The sequence below is a fragment of the Pseudomonas sp. GW823-FHT04A03 genome (assembly GCF_058796615.1).
In genome coordinates, this window is sequence record NZ_JBXAIV010000010.1 from 107920 (window position 1) to 129406 (window position 21487).

The following is a 21487-nucleotide window of genomic DNA, read 5'->3' on the forward strand; positions in this document are numbered from 1 at the left end:
AATGAGAAGAAGTATCAGGAGGGAGGCAGGCGGGAGTTTTCAGACGGGCAGCAAACCCTGTGGGCGCGAGCCAGCTCGCTCACACAGGGTTTCCCGTTGTTCAGGCAATGGCGGGCATCGAGTGCCGGCGGTGGTGTACGTCGAGCTGATCCTTGATGACCTTCAGCACTTTAGCCTCGTGTTCATGGATGAAGAAATGACCGCCGGCAAGCATGTCCACGGAGAAGCTGCCGAGGGTTTCCTTGCTCCAGCCGATCAATTGCTCGGTGGTCGCGCGGTCGGTGGTACCGCCAAGCACATGCACCGGGCATTTGAGCAGCGGGCGCTGGATCGGCTGAAAACGTCCGCACAGCAGGAAGTCGGCACGCAGCACCGGCAGGGTCAGGCTCATCAATTCGGCGTTGGCGAGAATTTCTTCGCTGGTGCCATTCAAGGTGCGCAACTGCTCGATCAGTTCGGCATCGCTCTTCGGTTCGGCGAAGCCGCGGTCGTAGTCACTGCGCAGCGTCGGCGCCGCCGTGCCGGAGGCGAACAGCGCAACCGGCTCCGGCAATCCCAGAGCGCGCAAGGCATGGGCCAGTTCGCAGGCCAGCAGCGCGCCGAGGCTGTGGCCGAAAATGGCATAAGGCGCACGCAGGGTCGTTTGCAGTTCGCTGGCCAACTGACGGGCCAGCGCCCGCATATCGGTTTGCAGCGCTTCGCCAAAACGCGCGCCGCGACCCGGCAGTTCTACCGGCTGCAGCGTCAGCCACTGCGGCAATTTGCGCCGCCAGCGGCTGTAGACCATGGCACTGGCGCCCGAATAAGGAAGGCACAGCAATGTCAGCTGAGTCACCCGGCTTACCTCGAAAAGTTGTCTGTATAAAAGAACGAAGGCGGCCCTGCAGAAATTAGCCCGCGTGCGTCTATCCAGTCATTTCAAGTGGCGGAAACTCTGCACCGCCGAGCCCAGCACCACCGCCCCGGCGGCAATCGCCAGCCAGAAGCCGCTGCGGGCGCCGAACGCATCCACCAGTGCGCCGGAACCGGCGGCGCCGATGGCCACGCCGATGCTCAGGCCGGTCACCAGCCAGGTCAGGCCTTCGGTGAGTTTGGCCGGCGGCACAATCCGCTCGATCAACGCCATCGCCACGATCAGGGTCGGCGAAAAGAACAGCCCGGCGATGAACACCGCGACGGCCAACCCGAAAATGTTGGTCGCCAGCAACAACGGCAGCGTGGTCACTGCTGTCGCCAGACCGCCGTAGAGAAACAGCCGCGGCAACGGCAGTTTCGAACGCATCGCGCCGAAGGCAATACCCGCCAGACAGGAACCGATGGCGTACACCGACAACACGATGCTCGCCGCCGCCGGCTGCCCCTGCTGCTGGGCGAACGCGACACTGACCACATCCACCACGCCGACAATCACGCCCATGGCGAGCATTAACGCTAGCAGCCACTGCACGTCGGTCGAACGAATGATCGAACCCTGATGCTGCGATTCATGCGGATGCACCGGCGGCTCGGTGCTGCGCTGGGCGACGAACGCCGTGACACCGATCGCCAGCATCAACAACGCCGCCAGCGGCCCGGCCTCGGGGAACACGCCGACGCACAAACCCACTGACAACGGCGGGCCAACGATGAAGCAGACCTCATCAAGCACCGACTCCAGCGCATAGGCGGTCTGCAATTGCGGCTGGCCGCGATAGATTTCGGTCCAGCGCGCCCGCGCCATCGCCGACATGCTCGGCATGCAACCGGCCAGTGCTGCGCAGACAAACAGGGTCCAGGTCGGCGCCTGCAAGCGGGTGCACAACAGCAACATCAGCAGCGCGCCCCCGCCGATCAGCGCCGCCACCGGCAGCACCCGCCCCTGGCCGAAACGATCCACCAGCCTTGAAACCTGCGGCGCGCAAAACGCCGTGGCCAGCGCAAACGTCGCCGCCACCCCGCCCGCCAGCGCGTAGCCGCCGGTCAGTTGCGAAAGCATGGTGATCACGCCGATGCCGGTCATGGAAATCGGCATGCGCGCGATCATCGCGGCAATCACAAAAGCCCGGGCGCCTGGGGCGTTGAACAACTCGCGGTAAGGGTTTGCCATCGGATGCAGCCTCATCAGGGGCGGCCAAGTTGCCACAAAGCCTGACGGCCGGGGAAGCGAGGAATTGTTGGTGGAATGTGAAGTCCCCAACGCGCGCAGGGCCAATCACTGCCGCATAAAGCTGTCGATGATTTCATGTACGCGGATGAACTCTCGCCGCCGCTCATCAGTCAGCTAAATAAGCCCTCAACCCAAGGCGCGACCCTGCATGCAGATTTCCCTCGCCCGTCAGGTGGCACTGGTCACCGGCGCCAGTTCCGGCATCGGCCACGGCGCCGCCAAAGCCCTGGCCGCTGCCGGTGCTGCCGTGGTCATCAACTACAACCGCCAGGCCGAACCGGCCGAAGCGCTGGCTCGGCAGATCGTCGCCGACGGTGGTCAGGCCATTGCCATCGGTGCCGATGTCTCGAAGGAAGAAGACGTAGAGAGACTGTTCGAGCAGACCCTCGACGCCTTCGGCACACTGGACATTCTGGTGGCGAACTCCGGCCTGCAAAAAGACGCCGCGGCTGTGGATATGTCGCTGGCCGACTGGAACGCGGTGATCGGCGTCAACCTCACCGGCCAGTTCCTCTGCGCCCGCGCCGCGCTGCGGATCTTCAACCGCCAGGGCGTGCGCGAAGGCGTGTCCCGGGCTGCCGGCAAGATCATCCACATGAGTTCGGTACACCAGCGCATTCCCTGGGCCGGCCACGTCAATTACGCGGCGTCCAAGGGCGGCGTCGATCAGTTGATGCAGACCCTGGCCCAGGAAGTCAGCCACCAGCGAATCCGCATCAACGGCATTGCGCCGGGGGCAATCCGCACGGCCATCAATAAGGACGCCACCGAAGGCGACGCGGGCCAGGCCCTGCTCAAACTCATCCCTTACGGGCGCATCGGCGATGTCGAGGACGTGGCCAACGCGGTGGTATTCCTCGCCTCCGATGCCTCGGACTACATCGTCGGTACCACCCTGTTCATCGACGGCGGCATGAGCCTCTATCCGGAGTTCCGTGGCAATGGCTGAGCATCCTTCCGAACGACAAAGCCCCATCGATGCCCACGGCATCATCGGCGACATGCGCAGCGCCGCGCTGGTCAATGACAAGGGCAGCGTGGATTTTTTCTGCTGGCCGGAGTTCGACAGCCCGTCGATCTTCTGCTCGCTGCTGGACACGCCCGATGCGGGGATTTTCCAGCTGGCCCCGGACCTGCCCGATGCCCGGCGCGAGCAGATTTACCTGCCAGACACCAACGTCCTGCAAACCCGCTGGCTCAGCGATCACGCCGTGGTGGAAATCACCGATCTGCTGCCGATTGGCGACAACGACGATGCCCTGCCGCTGTTGATGCGCCGGGTTCGAGTGGTCAGCGGACAGGCGACGTTTCATCTGCGCTGCGCGGTCCGGCATGACTACGCTCGCGCTGAAACCCGCGCCGCAATCGACAAGAAGGATGTGCTGTTCAGCGCCAGCGGGCAGCCGACGCTGCGACTGGCCTCGGATCAAACCTTGAGCGTCGATCACGATGCAGCGGTCGGGCAATTCACCCTCAAGCAGGATCAAACGGCGGCGATCATGCTCGGCGCCAGCGACGATCCGCGCTTCGCCGAAGGCGCCGCACAACTGTGCATCGAACGCACGTTGAAGTTCTGGCGCGACTGGATCGGCCAGTCCAACTATCGCGGTCGCTGGCGGGAAATGGTCAACCGCTCGGCCCTCGCCCTGAAGCTGCTGACCTCACGCCAGCACGGTGCAATCCTCGCTGCCGCCACCTTCGGCCTGCCGGAAACAACCGGCGGCGAACGCAACTGGGACTATCGCTACACCTGGATCCGCGACGCCTCTTTCACCGTCTACGCCTTCATGCGCCTGGGTTTTGTCGACGAAGCCAACGGCTACATGCGCTGGCTGCGCGGGCGGGTCAGCGATTGCAGCGGCCAGCCGATGAAGCTGAACATCCTTTACGCCATCGACGGGCGCCAGGAACTGCCGGAAACCGAACTCACGCATTTGTCCGGGCATGGCGGCGCGAAACCGGTGCGCATCGGCAATGGCGCCTACGACCAGATTCAACTGGATATCTTCGGCGAACTGATGGACGCCGTTTATCTGGTCAACAAATACGGCGACGCGATTTCCCAGGAAGGCTGGAAACATGTGATGGAAGTGGTCGATCAGGTCTGTGAGACCTGGCAGACCAAGGACGTAGGCATATGGGAAATGCGCGGTGAGCAACATCACTTCCTGCACTCGCGGCTGATGTGCTGGGTGGCGCTGGACCGGGCAATCCGCCTGGCCTCGAAACGCTCGCTGCCAGCGCCTTTCGCCCGCTGGGACCAGACTCGTCAGGCGATTCATGCCGACATCTGGGACAACTTCTGGAACGAAGAGCGCGGGCATTTTGTGCAGTATCAGGGCGGGACTGCGCTGGATGGCTCGATGTTGCTGATGCCGCTGGTGCGTTTTGTCAGTGCCAAGGATCCGAAATGGCTGGCGACGCTGGAAGCTATCGAGAAGCATCTGGTACGTGACGGCATGGTTTATCGCTATCGCAACGATGACGCGGGTATTGATGGCTTGTCCGGCACCGAGGGCGCCTTCGCTGCGTGCTCGTTCTGGTACGTGGAATGTCTCGCCCGGGCCGGGCAAGTGGAAAAGGCCCACCTGGAATTCGAGCAACTGCTGCGTTATGCCAATCCGCTGGGGCTGTATGCCGAAGAGTTCGACAACCGTGGCCGGCATCTGGGCAACACGCCACAGGCGTTGACGCATCTGGCGCTGATCAGTGCTGCGAGTTTTCTGGATCGCAAGTTGAGTGGGGAGAAGAATTACTGGCAACCGTAGTCATCCTTCTTCGCCAGTGCCTGTAAGAAAGATCTCAACTCCAATCGCCGTTTGTAGGATGGCTACCTACGAACGGCAAACACCCCCGAGCCTTGCGGTTGAAGGGCTGGCCTACACAATCGATTCCTTTCGATACAACTGGTTGATGGCACGGCCTACAAAAACCTGCCAACCCCGTGTAACGCTTGGCCCGCAACTCGCACTGACACCCCGAAATACCTTGTTGCCAGCTGTTACATCCCCCCCTACCATCCACCGCAACGGGCACAGCGGAGCTGTCCAATAAAAACCCGATTCAAGGAACCAGAATGAGCCAACGCATCCACCGCCAGATCGACACCCCACTGCGCACCGGCCTCAAGCGCGACGAACTGTGGGAAGCCGCCGACAAGGGCCTGATCAAATGCTGGGAAATCGGCCGCCAGCGCGCCACCCGCTTCCCCGACCTCGCCCAACGCTGCAGTGCCGATGAATTGCCGGTACTGGGCTGGAAAGGCGGGGTCAGTCGCAGCCTGAAGAAGAATGAAAAATACGGATCGCTGAAATACCTGGCTCAGTGGCAAGGATTGCGTGGGGAAGATCTGGATATCGATCTGGGTGCCGAGCGGGTCATGACCTGTTCGCGGACGAAAATGGTGGTGACGTTTACACCGGATCGCAGCAAGTATTTCAATCAGGTGGCGGAAGCCGAGGCTTAAGGAGAAGCGCAATGGTCGATCTGCATCAGGAGTTTCAAAACAGCAGTTTCTTTCATCAAGCCCGAATCGACCGTCGCTCCGTCGACGCGCTGACTGGAATCGCCGCCGGGCTTGCAGCAGACGGCAAGATCAATCAGCAGGAAGCCGAATTTCTCAAGAACTGGATCGAATCGCACTTGATCCATCTGAATGATCCGGTCGTCAACATCCTTTATAAGCGTCTCGCCGACATGCTGAGTGACGGCATTCTTGATGCAGAAGAGTCGGTGGAACTGCTGGAAATGCTTCACCAGTTCGCGGGTCTTCCAGTCGGCGCACAGCAACCTTTCGTTGCCTCAACCTCTCTTCCGCTCGACAACCCTGCTCCGACATTGAGCTGTGCGGATCGTGTCTTTCTGTTCACTGGCGTCATGGCCTACGGCCCCCGCAAGGACTGTGAGGCGCTGATTGTCGAGCGAGGTGGACTGATCGGCGGTTCGGTCAGCAAAAAGATTCATTATCTGGTGGTGGGCAGCATCGGTAATGATCAATGGCTTCACAGCAGCTATGGCACCAAGATCAAGAAAGCAGTTGAGCTTCGCGACAGTGGCGTGCCGATTGCCATCATCAGCGAAGACCATTGGCAGAAGGTGTTGTTCGGATAACGGGAGAGTGAGATGACCCAAGCCGTGATGCGGTTTTGCAAGACTGAAAGTCTGACCATCGCCTATGAACATCACGGCCCGGAAAACGGCACGCCGGTCATCCTCCTTCACGGCTTCCCCTACTCCCCCCGCGCCTACGACGAAATCGCCCCGCCCCTCGCTACCAAGGGTTATCGGGTGATCGTGCCGTACCTGCGCGGCTACGGCCCGACCCGTTTCAACAGCCCGGACACGCTGCGCTCCGGCCAGCAAGCGGCGTTGGCGCAGGATCTGCTGGAGCTGATGGATGCGCTGGGTATCGAGCAAGCGACGCTCTGCGGTTATGACTGGGGTGGTCGGGCGGCGTGCATTGTGGCGGCGCTGTTTCCTGAGCGCGTGCGTGGGTTGGTGACGGGCGATGGCTACAACCTGCAAGACATACCGAACTCGATCCAGCCGCTGGATCCACAGAGCGAGCATCGCTACTGGTATCAGTATTACTTCCACACGCCCCGTGGCGTTGAAGGGCTGACGCAGAATCGTCGGGCGCTGTGCGAGTTGCTGTGGCAGTTGTGGTCACCGACCTGGGCGCGGAACGCCGAGCGTTATCCGTTGAGTGCGCCGGCGTTCGACAACCCGGATTTCGTCGAGGTGGTGATTCACTCCTACCGTCATCGCTTCATGTATGCGCCGGGCGATCCGGCGCTGGAGGGGATGGAGCAGGCGCTGGAGAAACAACCGGCGATTGGCGTTCCGACGATTTCGCTGTGCGGTGCGGATGATGGCGTTGGCCCGGCACCAGATGACGATGAAGATGCGCAGCACTTCACCGGACTTTATGAGCGTCGGGTGTTGGCGGGTGTCGGGCACAACATTCCCGAGGAAGCGCCGGGCGAGACGCTCAAGGCATTACTGGATCTGCTCCGGCGCTGACTGAAAACCGCTCCCGATACGCCTGCGGCGTCACACCCATGGCCCGCAGGAAGCTGCGTCTTAACGTCTCTTCACTGCCAAATCCACAATTGGCCGCGACCCGTTTGATCGGCAGTCCGGTATCGCTCAACAACCGGCGGGCGGTTTCGACGCGGATCAGTTCGATGGCGCGGGCCGGGGTCTGGCCGGTGTCGGCGCGGTAGTGGCGAACGAAGCTGCGTTCGCTCATACCGGCCTGTTCGGCGAGAGTCGGGATGCCCAGATCACAGGTCAGGTGTTCGGCAATCCACGCGTGTAAATCATCGAAGCGGTTGCCCTGTTTTTGCAGCGACAGCGTCACGCTGAATTGCGACTGCCCGCCCGGTCGCTTGAGGAACACCACCAGTTGCCGGGCGACGTCCAGGGCCATGTCGCGACCGAGGTCGTCTTCGACCATGGCCAGCGCCAGGTCGATGCCGGCGGTGACGCCCGCCGAGGTCCAGACCGGGCCGTCGTTGATGAAGATCGGATTGGGTTCGACCTGCAAGCGCGGGTGTTGCTGTGCCAGTTGTTCACAGCGGGTCCAGTGGGTGACGACCCGGCGACCGTCGAGCCAGCCGCTAGCGGCCAGCAGAAATGCGCCGGTACAGACCGAAGCCACGCGCCGGCAGCCGTTCGCGTGCTCTCGCACCCAACTCACCAATTCGGCATCTTCGGCAGCGGCGTAAACGCCCCAGCCGCCGGCAATGATCAGCGTATCGCTGGGCTGTTTCGGCAGTGGCTCGGCCAACATCGCCAATCCGGCGGACGAGTTGACCGCCCCGCCGCCGCTGGCAATGACCGTTGGCGCGTACGGCGCAGGCAAACCTTGCTGGCGGGCGATGTCGTTGGCCGAGGCGAAGACCTGCAACGGCCCGGTGACATCGAGCAATTGCACATTGGCGAACGCGAGTACGTGGATGGCTTTCGGCATTTGGCGTAATTCGTGGGCTGATTGGCGTATGCGCCAAAACCTACGCGCCTACAGTGAAGCCGTCTACCCCTTTTCACGGAGAAGAATCATGGCGTTGCAGATCGGTTTTCTATTGTTTCCCCAGGTACAGCAACTCGACCTGACCGGCCCGTATGACGTGCTGGCCTCGTTGCCGGACGTGCAGGTGCATCTGGTCTGGAAGGATCTGGTACCGGTCACCGCCAGCACCGGGCTGGTGCTGAAACCGACCACCACGTTCGAGGACTGCCCGGATCTGGATGTGATCTGCGTACCTGGCGGCGCGGGGGTCGGGCCGTTGATGGAAGATGAACAGACGCTGGCGTTCATCAAGTCGCAAGCGGCGCAGGCGCGTTATGTGACGTCGGTATGCACCGGTTCGCTGGTGCTCGGGGCGGCGGGTCTGTTGCAGGGCAAACGGGCGACCACGCATTGGGCTTATCACGATTTGCTGCCGACGCTGGGCGCGATCCCGGTGAAGGATCGGGTGGTGCGCGACGGCAATCTGTTTACCGGGGGCGGCATTACTGCCGGGATTGATTTTGCCCTGACGCTGGCGCAGGAACTGGTGGGTGTCGACACGGCGCAATTGGTGCAGTTGCAGCTGGAATATGCGCCGGCGCCGCCGTTTGATTCGGGCAGCCCGGAAACGGCGCCGAGCGGGATTGTCGATGAGGCGCGCAAGCGTGCAGCACCGTCGCTGAAACTTCGCACTGAAATCACTGAGCGCGCGGCGGCAAAGCTCAACCTGCGCTGACATTTCAGCCTTACGCAAATCCCTGTGGGAGCGAGCTTGCTCGCGATAAGGGCGTGTCAGTTGACCTTTGTGCCACTGCCCCACCGCCATCGCGAGCAAGCTCGCTCCCACAGGGGGTACTTGCTCTCCTTCACTTTTCATACAGGGTTTTGTGCTGTCCCGGATTTCCCCCACACCTTCACTTGTCCCCTCGCCCCCACCCGTGTAGAAAGCCTGTCCACAAATCGTGCACAAGGACTTTCCATGACAGCTCTGCCATGGCTCTATCTCGGGCTTCTCAGCCTTGGTTACGGATTGGCGCTGAGCTTCGGCCAGCTCGGCTGGCTGGCGCTGATCTCCATTGCACTGCTGGTTTTCGCCGGTTACGCCGTGCGCCAGCAAACCGTGCCGGTCGGGCGTTATCTCGGCCATGGCCTGTTTATCGTGCTGGCTCTGGCGCTGGCCCTGCACTGGCTGCCGGGCTTCTACAACGGCCGGGCCATCGAGCCGCAGCGTTTCACCGACAATGCCGTGCCGTTCTCGATGTACCTGAATCTCGACAAACCGTTGATTGGCTTCTGGCTGTTGCTGGTCTGCCCGTGGATCGTCGCGCGGCGTTCGTTGCGCCTGACGGTTTACGCCACCGCGCTGGCACTGACGTTGAGCGTGATTCTGGCGCTGGGCGGCGCGGTGTTGCTGGGCATGATCACCTGGGCGCCGAAATGGCCGGATCAGGCGTGGCTGTGGGTGCTGAACAATCTGCTGCTGGTGACGCTGGTCGAAGAAGCGCTGTTTCGCGGCTATATACAGGGCGGCCTGAGCCGGCGTTTCAAACACCTGCCCTACGGCGAAAACCTCGCGCTGCTGCTCGCGTCCCTGCTGTTCGGCCTGGTGCATGTGGGCGCCGGCTGGCAATGGGTGTTGCTGGCGGGCCTGGCGGGTGTCGGCTATGGTCTGGCCTACCGTTTTGGCGGGCTCGGTGCGGCGATCGCCACGCATTTTGGCCTGAACCTGCTGCACTTCGGGCTGTTCACCTATCCGATGCTCGCGGGTTGAAGCAAGGGCCGTTTTGCGACGCCGTACTTATAAATGAAAAAAAATTTCAATAAATGGCCGACACCGCCGACAACCTTTCAAAGCCTTGCGGATTGAAAAACCATGCGTAATAACCAGCCCATTACACAACGCGAACGGACTTTCCCGGCTCAGCAACGGTTGATTTCCACAACCGACGCCAAGGGCGTGATCACCTACTGCAACGACGCTTTCGTCGAAATCAGCGGGTTTTCGCGTGAGGAACTGATCCGTGCGCCGCACAACCTGGTTCGTCACCCCGACGTCCCGGCTGCGGTGTTTTCGCACATGTGGGGCACACTGAAACAAGGCTTGCCATGGATGGGCATTGTCAAGAATCGCTGCAAGACCGGTGACCATTACTGGGTGAACGCCTATGTAACGCCGGTGTTCGATGGCAGTCAGGTGGTCGGTTACGAGTCGGTGCGGGTCAAACCGTCCGCCGAACAGATCCGCCGTGCCGAAGCGCTCTACCAACGCATCAACCAGGGCAAGTCGGCGATTCCTTCGAGCGACAAATGGCTGCCGATCGTGCAGGACTGGCTGCCGTTCATTCTGGTCAGCCAGTTGAGCTTCATGATCGGCGCCACCCTGAACTCGCAGTGGGGCTTCGCCCTCGCCGCCGGTCTGTCGGTGCCGCTGGGCCTGCTGGGCCTGCAATGGCAACAACGCGGGCTCAAACGCCTGCTGCGTCTGGCCGAGCAGACCACCTCCGACCCTTTGATCGCGCAGATGTACACCGACAGTCGCGGCCCTCAGGCACGTCTGGAGATGTCGATCCTCAGTCAGGAAGCCCGCCTGAAAACCTGTCTGACCCGTCTGCAGGACACCGCCGAGCACCTGACCGATCAGGCCAAGCAGTCCGACGCCCTGGCGCACAACAGCTCCAGCGGTCTGGAACGTCAGCGCGTGGAAACCGAACAGGTCGCCACCGCCGTCAACCAGATGGCCGCCACCACGCAAGAAGTGGCCAGCCACGTCCAGCGCACCGCCGACGCCACCCAGGAAGCCAATCGCCTGACCGGTCGCGGCCGCGACATTGCCGGGGAAACCCGCGAAGCCATCCAGCGCCTGTCGGTCGTCGTCGGCGAAACCGGCCTGACCGTCACCCAACTGGCCAAGGACAGCGACGAAATCGGCGGCGTGGTCGACGTGATCAAAGGCATCGCCGACCAGACCAACCTGCTGGCGCTCAACGCCGCGATCGAAGCAGCGCGTGCCGGCGAGATGGGCCGTGGTTTTGCCGTGGTCGCCGACGAAGTCCGCCAACTGGCACAACGCACCAGCGAATCCACCGGCCAGATCCACGCCCTGATCGCCAAGTTGCAACAGACTGCATCCAGCGCCGTACAAACCATGGAAGCCGGCCATCGCCAGGCGGAAGAAGGTGTAGCGCGGGTACTGGAAGCGGACCAGGCACTGGTCGGCATCAGCGAAGCGGTGGCCAACATCACCGACATGACCACCCAGATCGCCGCCGCGACCGAAGAGCAAAGTGCCGTGGCTGAAGAAATCAGCCGTAACATCAGCAACATCTCGGAACTGGCGGACCAGACCTCGGAACAGGCGCATAACTCGGCGTTGCTGAGTGAAGAGCTGACCAAGACTGCCAACACGCAATACTCGTTGGTGGAGCGGTTTAACCGCTGATTGTTCTGGCAATAAAGAAACCCCGGACAGCGAAAGCTTCCGGGGTTTTTATTGCCTGCCTGAAATGGACGTAGCCAGCACCGCCCTCTTCGTGGGCAAGCCCACTCCCACAGGGTTTCGCATTGGCCACAAAATCTCGCAACACCACCATCCTTGTGGGAGCGGGCTTGCCCGCGAAGAGGCCCGAGCGGCTGGCGAAAATCTCATTCGATAAGCGCGGACAGTGCCTACAACTGAATAAGACCCAACTGACTGGCACGCGTTGAAGCCCAGCTCTACTTTGTCGTCCGAACCTATTCACACGGGCTAGCCAGCATGAATACATCACCTACGCAGAATCCGATGATCAGGACCGACAAACCTGTGAGAAAGGAAATCCGGGGGGAACTGACATTCCTTGATGTGCAACGAGCGGCGCGTGATGGGCAAAAAGCATTCGATAAATTTGTGATCACTCGCAGGCTGTGACCTTTTGATATCGATAAAAAAACCGGAAGCCAAACGCTTCCGGTTTTTTTGTGCCGTTTACTCCTTCGGCACGAGGTTATCCAGCGCCTGATTCACCGCCAACTCGCCCAACATCACCACTTGCGCAATGCCCAGCAGGGTCTTGCGGTTCGGCCCTTCCAGCAGGCCGGCAAAGTCACCGAGCATGACCGTGGCTGACGCGAGGGACTCGCAGGCATTGGCCAGCAGGGATTCCGTGTCGGTTTGCGGGTTGACCATGAACATGTCGTTTGGGGTGTAAGGCGTGGCCATGATCTGGGCTGCGGGGGTCAGGTAATAGTCGAGGGCGCGTTCGGCGGCGTCGTGGAGTTTTCTTGAATCGGGAAATTCGTACGGGGACACCGGATCTTCTAACGGTGGAATGACGGTCTTGGACATCAGCTGGAACTCCGGAAAGAGTCGCTTGAGGATTTTTATAGACGGCTGCCAGGCAGTGAGGGGACAAACCCCTCACCGAGGCGGCAACTACCGCGAGACGTGATGGTTATCCAGCACACGATTGACCAGCAGCTCACTCAGCATGATGACCTGCTGCAGTATCTGCATCGCCTTGCGCTGCGACGGATCGACGGTGCTGCCGAGATCCCGAGCCATGTCACTGGCCGACGACAGCGTTTCGCACGCTTCGACCAGCAGCGTTTCGTCATCCATCGTTGGATTGACCAGATAGATCTTGCCCGGCTTGCGCGATGGCTTGGACGTCTTCTGCGCCCCAGGATCGAGGTAATGATTGATCGCCCGCTCGGTGGCCGTTTTTATGTTTTCAGCTTCGAGTGCGGCGTCGTAGGGGATTGAGTCGGTTTCTGGTGGGTTTGGTGTGGCTTTGAACATAGATAGAACTCCAATTTGAAAAATAGGAGCCATCACCCTCGCTACCAAACGGCGGGTGGCGGCCATGCGCGGGTTGGTAGACCGGTCAAATCGGGAAACCCGGCGCTCACAGAGGAGCCCCACGCATGCCCACCATACAAAGCCATACCCAAAAAAGAGACGGCATCTAGGGTGTCGCTACAACGACAATTTGAGACGGGCTACCAAACCCCATCACTGTTTTTCAGTGACAGGGAAACGATATAGCCCACCCCATAGCCGCGTAAGCCGGCGGATTCTGGCGTACGCGTAGGCAACGACGCAAGGTGTTGTAGCCCTTATGGCGTAACGGTTCGTGTACTTTAAACGCCATCTCGGAATTACGTTTACGCACAGAAAACAAGCAGATGTTTCCCTGCTGCAAACCACATGGCTCCTCACCACTCAACACGATGAGCGTTAGCTCGAGTACCGCTTTTGATCTTGATCCTCGGGCGACGTCGGAAGGCTGAGTGGAGGGATTCATCCGGGGGTGGGAGCGCAGCGACCGTTTGGCGAAGCCAAACACATCGAGAGGAGGTGCAGCGAAGCAAACCGTAGGCGATGCCCCACGGATGAATCCCGGAGCGAAGGAACCCCGAGCCTTAGCGAGCGGGCCGAACGTAGGAGCAAGACCTTTTGGTTACTTTTGGGGCGTTTGCCAAAAGTGACCCGCCGTAAGGGCGGAACCCTAAGCAGCCATAACCGCAGCAACGGATATACACCCCAAAACCAAACCTCAACGAAGAAACCCGGCAACCTTCTCCGCAGCCGAAGCCAAATGCTGCTCATGCGTAAACCCGGAAACCTTGAGCGGCTTCAAATCATGATCCCCCGCCGCCAGCCAAAACACTTCAATACTCGGCGATAAGGAATACCCTTCGACAGCGTCCCGATTGCCAAGAGCATCCCGCTCCCCCTGAACAATCAACGTCCGAGTCTTCAACCCAGCGAGATGTTCGACCCGAGGCTTCTCCGGTTTCCCAACTGCATAAAACGGATAACCCAGACAAACCAGCGCATCCGCACCCAACTCGTCGGCCAAGAGACTGGCCATCCGTCCGCCCATGGACTTGCCACCAATCGCGAGCGGACCAGCGACATGACGTCGCACTTCAGCGAAAACCTCACGCCAACATTCCAGCAACTTCGGCGCCGGATTCGGCGGACGTTTACTGCCATCAACCCGCCGCTGCGCCATATAAGGAAACTCAAACCGCAACACATTCACCCCAAGCCCAGCAAGGCGCCCAGCCATATCTGTCATCCACTCACTGTCCATCGGCGCCCCCGCCCCATGCGCGAGAATGAGCGTCGCCGAAGCCTCCCCAACAGCGGCATCCCAAAGCCACCCGTGATCCCGCAGGCACTGCGCCCATTGATCCCCGTCAATACTGGCCTTGTGCTGTTTGTCCATGCTTGCCTCGCTTTTAGTCTGCCTATAACTCCAGGCGAAGGATTCGCGGCGTTTTCTGCGCGCGCTCACTTCGGCTGAACCGTGGATGGGGAACCATGAACACTTCTATCAGTACCGCCTACAACTACAAGGTGGTCCGCCAATTCGCCATTATGACGGTGGTGTGGGGCATCGTCGGCATGGGGCTCGGGGTTTTTCTCGCGGCTCAATTGGTCTGGCCCGAACTCAACTTCAACCTGCCGTGGACCAGCTTCGGACGCCTGCGCCCGCTGCACACCAACGCGGTGATCTTCGCGTTCGGCGGCTGTGCCTTGTTCGCCAGTTCGTTCTACTCGGTGCAGCGCACCTGCCAGACCCAACTGTTTGCGCCGAAAATCGCCGCCTTCTGCTTCTGGGGCTGGCAACTGGTGATCCTGCTGGCGGCAATCAGCCTGCCACTGGGTTACACCAGTTCCAAGGAATACGCCGAGCTGGAATGGCCGATCGATATCCTGATCACCATCGTCTGGGTCGCCTACGCCATCGTGTTCTTCGGCACGATCATGCAGCGCAAGACCAAGCACATTTATGTGGGCAACTGGTTCTTCGGCGCGTTCATCATCACCGTGGCGATCCTGCACATCGTCAACAACCTTGAGCTGCCGGTGAGCTTCACCAAGTCCTACTCGGTGTACGCCGGTGCAACCGACGCGATGGTGCAATGGTGGTACGGCCACAACGCCGTAGGCTTTTTCCTCACCGCCGGTTTCCTCGGGATGATGTACTACTTCGTACCGAAGCAGGCCGAACGTCCGGTGTATTCGTATCGCCTGTCGATCGTGCACTTCTGGGCGCTGATCACCCTGTACATCTGGGCCGGCCCGCACCACTTGCACTACACCGCGCTGCCAGACTGGGCGCAGTCGCTGGGCATGGTGATGTCGCTGGTACTGCTGGCCCCAAGCTGGGGCGGCATGATCAACGGCATGATGACCCTCTCGGGCGCCTGGCATAAGTTGCGCAGCGACCCGATCCTGCGCTTCCTCGTGGTGTCGCTGGCGTTCTACGGCATGTCGACCTTCGAAGGTCCGATGATGGCGATCAAGACGGTGAACGCCCTCTCCCACTACACCGACTGGACCATCGGCCACGTACACGCCGGCGCCCTCGGCTGGGTGGCGATGATTTCCATCGGCGCGCTGTACCACATGATCCCGAAAATTTTCGGCAAAGAGCAGATGCACAGCATCGGCCTGATCAACGCGCACTTCTGGCTCGCAACCATCGGCACCGTTTTGTACATCGCCTCGATGTGGGTCAACGGCATCGCCCAGGGCCTGATGTGGCGCGCAGTGAACGAGGACGGCACGCTGACCTACTCCTTCGTCGAAACCCTGGTGGCCAGCCACCCAGGCTTCGTCGTGCGGCTGATTGGCGGGGCGATCTTCCTCAGCGGCATGTTCCTGATGGCTTACAACACCTGGCGCACCGTGCGGGCCTCGCAGCCTGCTGACGTCGTTGCTGCCGCGCAGATGGCCTGAGGAGTCCGCCATGAAACACGAAACGATTGAAAAGAACGTCGGCCTGTTGATGCTGCTGATGGTGTTCGCCGTGAGCATCGGCGGCCTGACCCAGATCGTCCCACTGTTCTTCCAGGATGTGACCAACAAACCGGTGGAGGGCATGAAGCCCTACACCGCGCTGCAACTGGAAGGCCGTGACATCTACATCCGCGAAGGCTGCGTCGGTTGCCACTCGCAGATGATCCGTCCGTTCCGCGCTGAAACCGAACGCTACGGCCACTACTCGGTGGCCGGTGAAAGCGTGTGGGATCACCCGTTCCTGTGGGGCTCGAAACGTACCGGTCCGGACCTGGCCCGGGTCGGCGCGCGCTACTCGGATGACTGGCACCGCGCGCACTTGTACAACCCGCGCAACGTTGTACCGGAATCGAAAATGCCGGCCTACCCATGGCTGGTCACGCAACCGGTCGACAGCAGCCACACCGAAACCAAGCTCAAGGTCATGCGCACCCTCGGCGTGCCGTACACCGACGACGACATCAGCGGCGCGGTGGCCAGCCTCAAGGGCAAGACCGAAATGGACGCCCTCGTCTCCTACCTGCAAGTGCTCGGCACTGCGATCAAGAGCAAGAGGTGATCGAGATGGCCTTAGAAATGAGCGCGGGGCTGATTCGCGGCCTCGGCACGGTCGTGGTGTTCGTGGCCTTCATCGGCCTGACTCTGTGGGTGTTCAACCGCAAGCGCACGCCGGAATTCGCCGAAGCGCGCCTGCTGCCGTTTGCCGACGAGCCGCAACCCGACACTACCCAAGTTAATGAAACAAGGAGTACCCGGCCATGACCACCTTCTGGAGTACGTGGATCTGCGTACTGACCATCGGCAGCCTGATCGGCCTGACCTGGCTGCTGGTCGGCACCCGTCGGGGCGAGACCAAGGGCAGCGTCGACCAGACCATGGGCCACAGCTTCGACGGCATCGAGGAGTACGACAACCCGCTGCCGCAGTGGTGGTTCATGCTGTTCGCCGGCACGCTGGTGTTTTCCGTGGGCTATCTGATCCTTTATCCGGGCCTGGGCAACTGGAAAGGCATCCTGCCCGGCTACGAGGACGGCTGGACCGGCGTCCACGAGTGGGAAAAGGAAATGAGCAAGGCTGACGCCAAGTTCGGGCCGATCTTCGCCAAGTTCGCCGCCATGCCGGTGGAAGAAGTGGCAAAGGATCCGCAGGCGCTGAAAATGGGCGGCCGTCTGTTCGCCTCCAACTGCTCGGTGTGCCACGGCTCGGACGCCAAGGGCGCGTTCGGTTTCCCTAACCTCGCCGACAAGGACTGGCGTTGGGGCGGCAGCGCCGAAACCATCAAGACCACCATCATGGGTGGCCGGATGGCGGCGATGCCGGCGTGGGGCGAGGCGCTGGGTGAGGCCGGGGTGAAAAACGTCGCGGCTTACGTGCGTCACGAACTGGCCGGCCTGCCGCTGGCAGCGGACAACAAGGCCGATCTGCAAGCCGGGCAGCAAGCGTTCAGCACTATGTGCGTGGCTTGTCACGGGGCAAACGGCCAAGGCACCGAAGCCATGGGCGCGCCGAACCTGACGCACCCGGCCGGTTTCATCTACGGCACCAGCCTGACCCAACTTGAGCAGACCATTCGCCATGGCCGTCAAGGCCACATGCCCGCTCAGAACGAGCTGCTGGGCAACGATAAAGTGCAATTGCTGGCCGCTTATGTGTACAGCTTGAGCAATGGATTGAATACAGAAAAACTGATTACTGAGGACAATAAAAAGTAATCATTGAACACAAGACTGCCGCACGTTTCCAGTGCGGCAGTTTCCAGCCCCTTTGCGACGCATTGTCGCACCCCTTCACCCCCTCTCCTTTCGGTTACCCGGATTCGGGTCTACGCTTGCTCGATGCGGACTGGCCCGTGCCGGTTCCAGGTCGACCCCGAGCGAGGCGTTGAACGAATCGGCTGACTGACATGGCCGCAAAGGCCGGTAGATACCGGCTGTCGTGCCGATTACCGTCCGTCACCCGAACCGAGCGTTCGAACACACCCCGTTACATCCGACCGGGACCCCTCGCTTTTTTCGTCCGCTGCGACATTTTGCCCGAGGGCAATTTTGTCCTTACGCGGCGCATGGAAAGGCCGCAGAATCAGCGTTGGAAAGCATTGACCCAGGTCATGGCGCGTTGCATTGACCCCCTGCTTTCTACATACTTGCGGCCGATTTTAATCCTAATAAAACACCCAAACCGTGGAACCTTAGAATGAGCACAGCAATCAGTCCGACTGCTTATAACTATAAGGTAGTCCGCCAGTTCGCCATCATGACGGTGGTCTGGGGGATCCTTGGCATGGGGCTCGGTGTCTTCATCGCCTCGCAACTGGTCTGGCCGGAGTTGAATTTCGGCCTGCCGTGGACGAGCTTTGGACGCCTGCGCCCGTTGCACACAAACCTGGTGATTTTCGCCTTCGGTGGTTGTGCACTGTTTGCCACTTCCTACTATGTCGTGCAGCGAACCTGCCAGACGCGACTGATTTCCGACAGCCTCGCGGCCTTCACCTTCTGGGGATGGCAAGCGGTCATCGTCGGCGCGATCATTACCTTGCCGCTGGGTTACACCACCACCAAGGAATACGCGGAACTGGAATGGCCCCTCGCCATTTTGCTGGCCATTGTCTGGGTCACCTACGGTCTGGTGTTCTTCGGCACCATCACCAAGCGCAAGACCAAGCACATCTATGTCGGCAACTGGTTCTACGGTGCGTTCATCGTGGTGACCGCGATGCTGCACATCGTCAACCACATGTCGCTGCCGGTCAGCCTGTTCAAGTCCTACTCGGCTTACTCGGGCGCCACCGACGCGATGATTCAGTGGTGGTACGGCCACAACGCCGTGGGCTTCTTCCTGACCACCGGCTTCCTGGGGATGATGTACTACTTCGTGCCGAAACAGGCCGAACGTCCGATCTACTCCTATCGTCTGTCGATCGTGCACTTCTGGGCGCTGATCACCCTGTACATCTGGGCCGGCCCGCACCACCTGCACTACACCGCACTGCCGGATTGGGCACAATCGCTGGGCATGGCGATGTCGATCATCCTGCTGGCGCCAAGCTGGGGCGGCATGATCAACGGCATGATGACCCTGTCGGGCGCCTGGCATAAGCTGCGCACCGACCCGATCCTGCGCTTCCTCGTGGTATCGCTGGCGTTCTACGGCATGTCGACCTTCGAAGGTCCGATGATGGCGATCAAGACCGTCAACTCGCTCTCGCACTACACCGACTGGACCATCGGCCACGTACACGCCGGCGCTCTGGGTTGGGTAGCGATGATCTCGATCGGCGCGATCTACCACATGATCCCGAAACTGTTCGGCCGTGCGCAGATGCACAGCACCGGCCTGATCAACGCGCACTTCTGGCTCGCGACCATCGGTACCGTTCTGTACATCGCTTCGATGTGGGTCAACGGCATCACTCAGGGCCTGATGTGGCGTGCAATCAACGATGACGGCACCCTCACCTACTCGTTCGTCGAAGCGCTGCAGGCCAGCCACCCTGGTTTCATCGTCCGCGCCCTGGGCGGTGCGTTCTTCGCCAGCGGCATGCTGCTGATGGCTTACAACGTATGGCGCACCGTTCGCGCCTCGAACCCGGCTGAAGCCGAAGCCGCCGCCAAGATTGCCGTAGTTGGAGCTCACTGATGAAGCATGAAGCCGTCGAGAAGAACATTGGCCTGCTGGCTTTCTTCATGGTCATCGCCGTCAGCGTCGGTGGTCTGACCCAAATCGTTCCGCTGTTTTTCCAGGACGTCACCAACAAGCCGGTCGAAGGCATGAAGCCGCGCACCGCCCTTGAACTGGAAGGTCGCGACGTTTACATCGCCAACGGATGTGTCGGCTGCCACTCGCAGATGATCCGTCCGTTCCGTGCCGAAACCGAACGCTATGGCCACTACTCGGTCGCCGGTGAAAGCGTCTGGGATCACCCGTTCCTGTGGGGTTCCAAACGTACCGGTCCGGATCTGGCCCGCGTCGGCGGTCGTTACTCCGATGACTGGCAGCGTGCGCACTTGTACAACCCGCGCAACGTCGTCCCCGAGTCGAAAATGCCGGCCTACCCGTTCCTCGTAGAAAACAAGCTCGACGGCAAAGACACGGCCAAGAAAATGGAAGTGTTGCGCACGCTCGGCGTCCCTTACACCGACGAAGACATTGCCGGTGCAAAAGACGCTGTGAAGGGTAAAACCGAAATGGACGCGCTGGTGGCCTATCTGCAAGGCCTGGGCACCATCATCAAAAGCAAACGGTGATTCTTAATGGATATCGGGATGATTCGAGGCCTGGGCACCGTTGTCGTGATGGTTGCCTTCATCGGCCTGGCGTTGTGGGTGTTCAGCCCCAAGCGCAAGTCGGAGTTTGAAGACGCGACCTTGCTGCCCTTCGCGGATGATCCCGAAGCCATCAAGCACGTCGAGCAAGCTTCTAGGAGTAACAAAGAATGACTACATTCTGGAGTCTGTACGTCACAGTCCTCAGTCTCGGTACGATCTTTTCCCTGACCTGGCTGTTGCTGTCGACCCGCAAGGGCCAGCGCACCGAGCAGACCGACGAGACGGTCGGCCACTCCTTCGACGGGATCGAGGAGTACGACAATCCGCTGCCGAAATGGTGGTTCATGCTGTTCGTGGGCACCATCGTCTTCGCTCTGGGTTATCTGGTGCTGTACCCGGGCCTGGGCAACTGGAAAGGCCTGCTGCCGGGTTACAACTACCTCGATACCGAGAAGCAGACCGCGTTCGCCAACGGCCAGACCGGCTGGACCGGCGTTCACGAGTGGGAAAAGGAAATGGCGCGTTCGGACGCCAAGTTCGGTCCGATCTTCGCCAAGTTCGCCGCCATGCCGATCGAAGAAGTCGCCAAGGATCCGCAAGCCCTGAAGATGGGGGGCCGTCTGTTCGCCTCCAACTGCTCGGTCTGCCACGGCTCCGACGCCAAGGGCGCTTATGGTTTCCCGAACCTGACCGACGCCGACTGGCGCTGGGGCGGCGAGCCGGAAACCATCAAGACCACCATCATGGGCGGTCGTCACGCCGTGATGCCGGCCTGGGCTGAAGTGATCGGCGAGCAAGGCGTGGCCGACGTGGCCGCGTTCGTGGTGAGCAATCTGGATGGCCGCAAGCTGCCGGAAGGCACCAAGGCAGACGTCGCCAATGGCCAGAAACTGTTCGCCGCCAACTGCGTGGCGTGCCACGGCCCGACGGGCAAAGGTACGCCAGCGATGGGCGCACCTGACCTGACCCACCCGGCCGCGTTCATCTACGGTTCGAGCTTCGCCCAACTGCAGCAGACCATCCGTTACGGCCGTCAGGGCCAGATGCCTGCCCAGGAACAACTGCAAGGCAACGACAAGGTTCACCTGCTGGCGGCGTACGTTTACAGCCTGTCCCACGGTGAAAAACCAGCGGAAGCCGAGGCCCAGTAAGGCCAACGCTTGAAGCAAAAAACGGCCCCGCCAATGAGAATTGGCGGGGCCGTTTTGTTTCTGCCCTTTGAATGGCCGACCAGCGGTCAGGCTCGTCAGGCCTTCCCGGTTGTGAGACGC

General features: G+C 60.8%; 22 protein-coding genes. 16 read left to right on the plus strand and 6 right to left on the minus strand.

Going from position 1 to position 21487, the window contains the following annotated elements; genetic code table 11:
* Positions 1 to 100: 100 nt before the first annotated feature.
* Both AC1Q9F_RS22440 and AC1Q9F_RS22445 read right to left on the minus strand, forming a co-directional pair.
* Complete coding sequence (locus tag AC1Q9F_RS22440) at positions 101 to 835, minus strand: thioesterase II family protein (protein ID WP_179692104.1); 735 nt, start codon at positions 833 to 835, stop codon at positions 101 to 103.
* A 78-nt stretch (positions 836 to 913) separates the two neighbouring features.
* Positions 914 to 2086, minus strand: coding sequence for an MFS transporter (locus AC1Q9F_RS22445; protein ID WP_102717694.1), 1173 nt, complete (start codon positions 2084 to 2086; stop codon positions 914 to 916).
* Positions 2087 to 2294: 208 nt separating this feature from the next.
* Between AC1Q9F_RS22445 and AC1Q9F_RS22450 the strand changes: the two genes are divergently transcribed.
* From AC1Q9F_RS22450 to AC1Q9F_RS22470, 5 genes are all read left to right on the plus strand, one after another.
* On the plus strand, positions 2295 to 3095 hold the full coding sequence (locus AC1Q9F_RS22450) for a glucose 1-dehydrogenase (protein WP_492620839.1): 801 nt from the start codon (positions 2295 to 2297) through the stop codon (positions 3093 to 3095).
* Positions 3088 to 4914 carry a glycoside hydrolase family 15 protein gene (locus AC1Q9F_RS22455; protein ID WP_492620840.1) on the plus strand — a complete coding sequence of 609 codons (1827 nt, stop codon included), beginning with the start codon at positions 3088 to 3090 and terminating at the stop codon, positions 4912 to 4914. The genes AC1Q9F_RS22450 and AC1Q9F_RS22455 overlap by 8 nt, the downstream gene beginning before the upstream one ends.
* A 308-nt stretch (positions 4915 to 5222) precedes the next feature.
* Positions 5223 to 5612 (plus strand): hypothetical protein, encoded by a 390-nt coding sequence (locus AC1Q9F_RS22460; protein ID WP_492620841.1) that lies wholly within the window; start codon positions 5223 to 5225, stop codon positions 5610 to 5612.
* 11 nt (positions 5613 to 5623) lie between these two features.
* Positions 5624 to 6256: a BRCT domain-containing protein gene (locus tag AC1Q9F_RS22465; RefSeq protein WP_492620842.1), complete on the plus strand. Its 633-nt coding sequence runs from the start codon at positions 5624 to 5626 to the stop codon at positions 6254 to 6256.
* A gap of 12 nt (positions 6257 to 6268) precedes the next feature.
* Complete coding sequence (locus AC1Q9F_RS22470) at positions 6269 to 7168, plus strand: alpha/beta fold hydrolase (RefSeq protein ID WP_492620843.1); 900 nt, start codon at positions 6269 to 6271, stop codon at positions 7166 to 7168.
* On the opposite strand, the gene AC1Q9F_RS22475 is transcribed toward AC1Q9F_RS22470, so the two are convergent.
* Entirely contained in the window at positions 7137 to 8120 is a 984-nt protein-coding gene (locus tag AC1Q9F_RS22475; protein WP_492620844.1) for a GlxA family transcriptional regulator, read from the minus strand. The two genes, AC1Q9F_RS22470 and AC1Q9F_RS22475, sit on opposite strands and share 32 nt — an antisense overlap.
* An 88-nt stretch (positions 8121 to 8208) precedes the next feature.
* Here AC1Q9F_RS22475 and inhA point away from each other — a divergent pair, with 88 nt between their 5' ends.
* The 3 genes from inhA (at position 8209) to AC1Q9F_RS22490 (ending at position 11598) form a co-directional block, all read left to right on the plus strand.
* On the plus strand, positions 8209 to 8895 hold the full coding sequence (gene inhA, locus AC1Q9F_RS22480; protein WP_492620845.1) for an isonitrile hydratase: 687 nt from the start codon (positions 8209 to 8211) through the stop codon (positions 8893 to 8895).
* A gap of 243 nt (positions 8896 to 9138) precedes the next feature.
* Positions 9139 to 9930 (plus strand): CPBP family intramembrane glutamic endopeptidase, encoded by a 792-nt coding sequence (locus tag AC1Q9F_RS22485; RefSeq protein ID WP_492620846.1) that lies wholly within the window; start codon positions 9139 to 9141, stop codon positions 9928 to 9930.
* Positions 9931 to 10032: 102 nt separating this feature from the next.
* On the plus strand, positions 10033 to 11598 hold the full coding sequence (locus tag AC1Q9F_RS22490) for a methyl-accepting chemotaxis protein (protein ID WP_273900049.1): 1566 nt from the start codon (positions 10033 to 10035) through the stop codon (positions 11596 to 11598).
* A gap of 525 nt (positions 11599 to 12123) precedes the next feature.
* Here the strand turns inward: AC1Q9F_RS22490 and AC1Q9F_RS22495 are convergent.
* From AC1Q9F_RS22495 to AC1Q9F_RS22505, 3 genes are all read right to left on the minus strand, one after another.
* The gene (locus AC1Q9F_RS22495) at positions 12124 to 12483 is read right to left on the minus strand and encodes a DUF6124 family protein (protein ID WP_011333296.1); all 360 of its coding nucleotides are present in this window, start codon (positions 12481 to 12483) and stop codon (positions 12124 to 12126) included.
* An 87-nt stretch (positions 12484 to 12570) separates the two neighbouring features.
* Positions 12571 to 12936, minus strand: a complete 366-nt coding sequence (locus AC1Q9F_RS22500; protein WP_492620847.1) for a DUF6124 family protein — start codon at positions 12934 to 12936, stop codon at positions 12571 to 12573.
* 757 nt (positions 12937 to 13693) lie between these two features.
* Positions 13694 to 14371: an alpha/beta family hydrolase gene (locus AC1Q9F_RS22505; protein ID WP_492620848.1), complete on the minus strand. Its 678-nt coding sequence runs from the start codon at positions 14369 to 14371 to the stop codon at positions 13694 to 13696.
* Between the two features lie 95 nt (positions 14372 to 14466).
* On the opposite strand from AC1Q9F_RS22505, the gene ccoN (AC1Q9F_RS22510) reads away from it, so the two are divergent.
* From ccoN (AC1Q9F_RS22510) to ccoP (AC1Q9F_RS22545), 8 genes are all read left to right on the plus strand, one after another.
* Positions 14467 to 15891 (plus strand): cytochrome-c oxidase, cbb3-type subunit I, encoded by a 1425-nt coding sequence (gene ccoN, locus AC1Q9F_RS22510; protein WP_007960356.1) that lies wholly within the window; start codon positions 14467 to 14469, stop codon positions 15889 to 15891.
* Positions 15892 to 15901: 10 nt separating this feature from the next.
* The gene (ccoO, locus tag AC1Q9F_RS22515; RefSeq protein ID WP_007960355.1) at positions 15902 to 16510 is read left to right on the plus strand and encodes a cytochrome-c oxidase, cbb3-type subunit II; all 609 of its coding nucleotides are present in this window, start codon (positions 15902 to 15904) and stop codon (positions 16508 to 16510) included.
* Positions 16511 to 16515: 5 nt separating this feature from the next.
* Positions 16516 to 16713 (plus strand): cbb3-type cytochrome oxidase subunit 3, encoded by a 198-nt coding sequence (locus tag AC1Q9F_RS22520; protein ID WP_492620849.1) that lies wholly within the window; start codon positions 16516 to 16518, stop codon positions 16711 to 16713.
* A complete protein-coding gene (gene ccoP / locus AC1Q9F_RS22525) occupies positions 16710 to 17663 on the plus strand; it encodes a cytochrome-c oxidase, cbb3-type subunit III (RefSeq protein WP_007960353.1) in 954 nt (317 codons plus the stop codon). Before AC1Q9F_RS22520 ends, ccoP (AC1Q9F_RS22525) begins: the two co-directional genes overlap by 4 nt.
* Positions 17664 to 18144: 481 nt before the next feature.
* Positions 18145 to 19587, plus strand: coding sequence for a cytochrome-c oxidase, cbb3-type subunit I (gene ccoN, locus AC1Q9F_RS22530; protein ID WP_007960352.1), 1443 nt, complete (start codon positions 18145 to 18147; stop codon positions 19585 to 19587).
* Positions 19587 to 20195, plus strand: coding sequence for a cytochrome-c oxidase, cbb3-type subunit II (ccoO, locus tag AC1Q9F_RS22535; protein WP_007905434.1), 609 nt, complete (start codon positions 19587 to 19589; stop codon positions 20193 to 20195). Before ccoN (AC1Q9F_RS22530) ends, ccoO (AC1Q9F_RS22535) begins: the two co-directional genes overlap by 1 nt.
* 6 nt (positions 20196 to 20201) lie before the next feature.
* Entirely contained in the window at positions 20202 to 20387 is a 186-nt protein-coding gene (locus AC1Q9F_RS22540) for a CcoQ/FixQ family Cbb3-type cytochrome c oxidase assembly chaperone (RefSeq protein ID WP_003175465.1), read from the plus strand.
* Positions 20384 to 21367, plus strand: a complete 984-nt coding sequence (ccoP, locus tag AC1Q9F_RS22545; protein ID WP_492620850.1) for a cytochrome-c oxidase, cbb3-type subunit III — start codon at positions 20384 to 20386, stop codon at positions 21365 to 21367. The genes AC1Q9F_RS22540 and ccoP (AC1Q9F_RS22545) overlap by 4 nt, the downstream gene beginning before the upstream one ends.
* Positions 21368 to 21487: the final 120 nt, after the last annotated feature.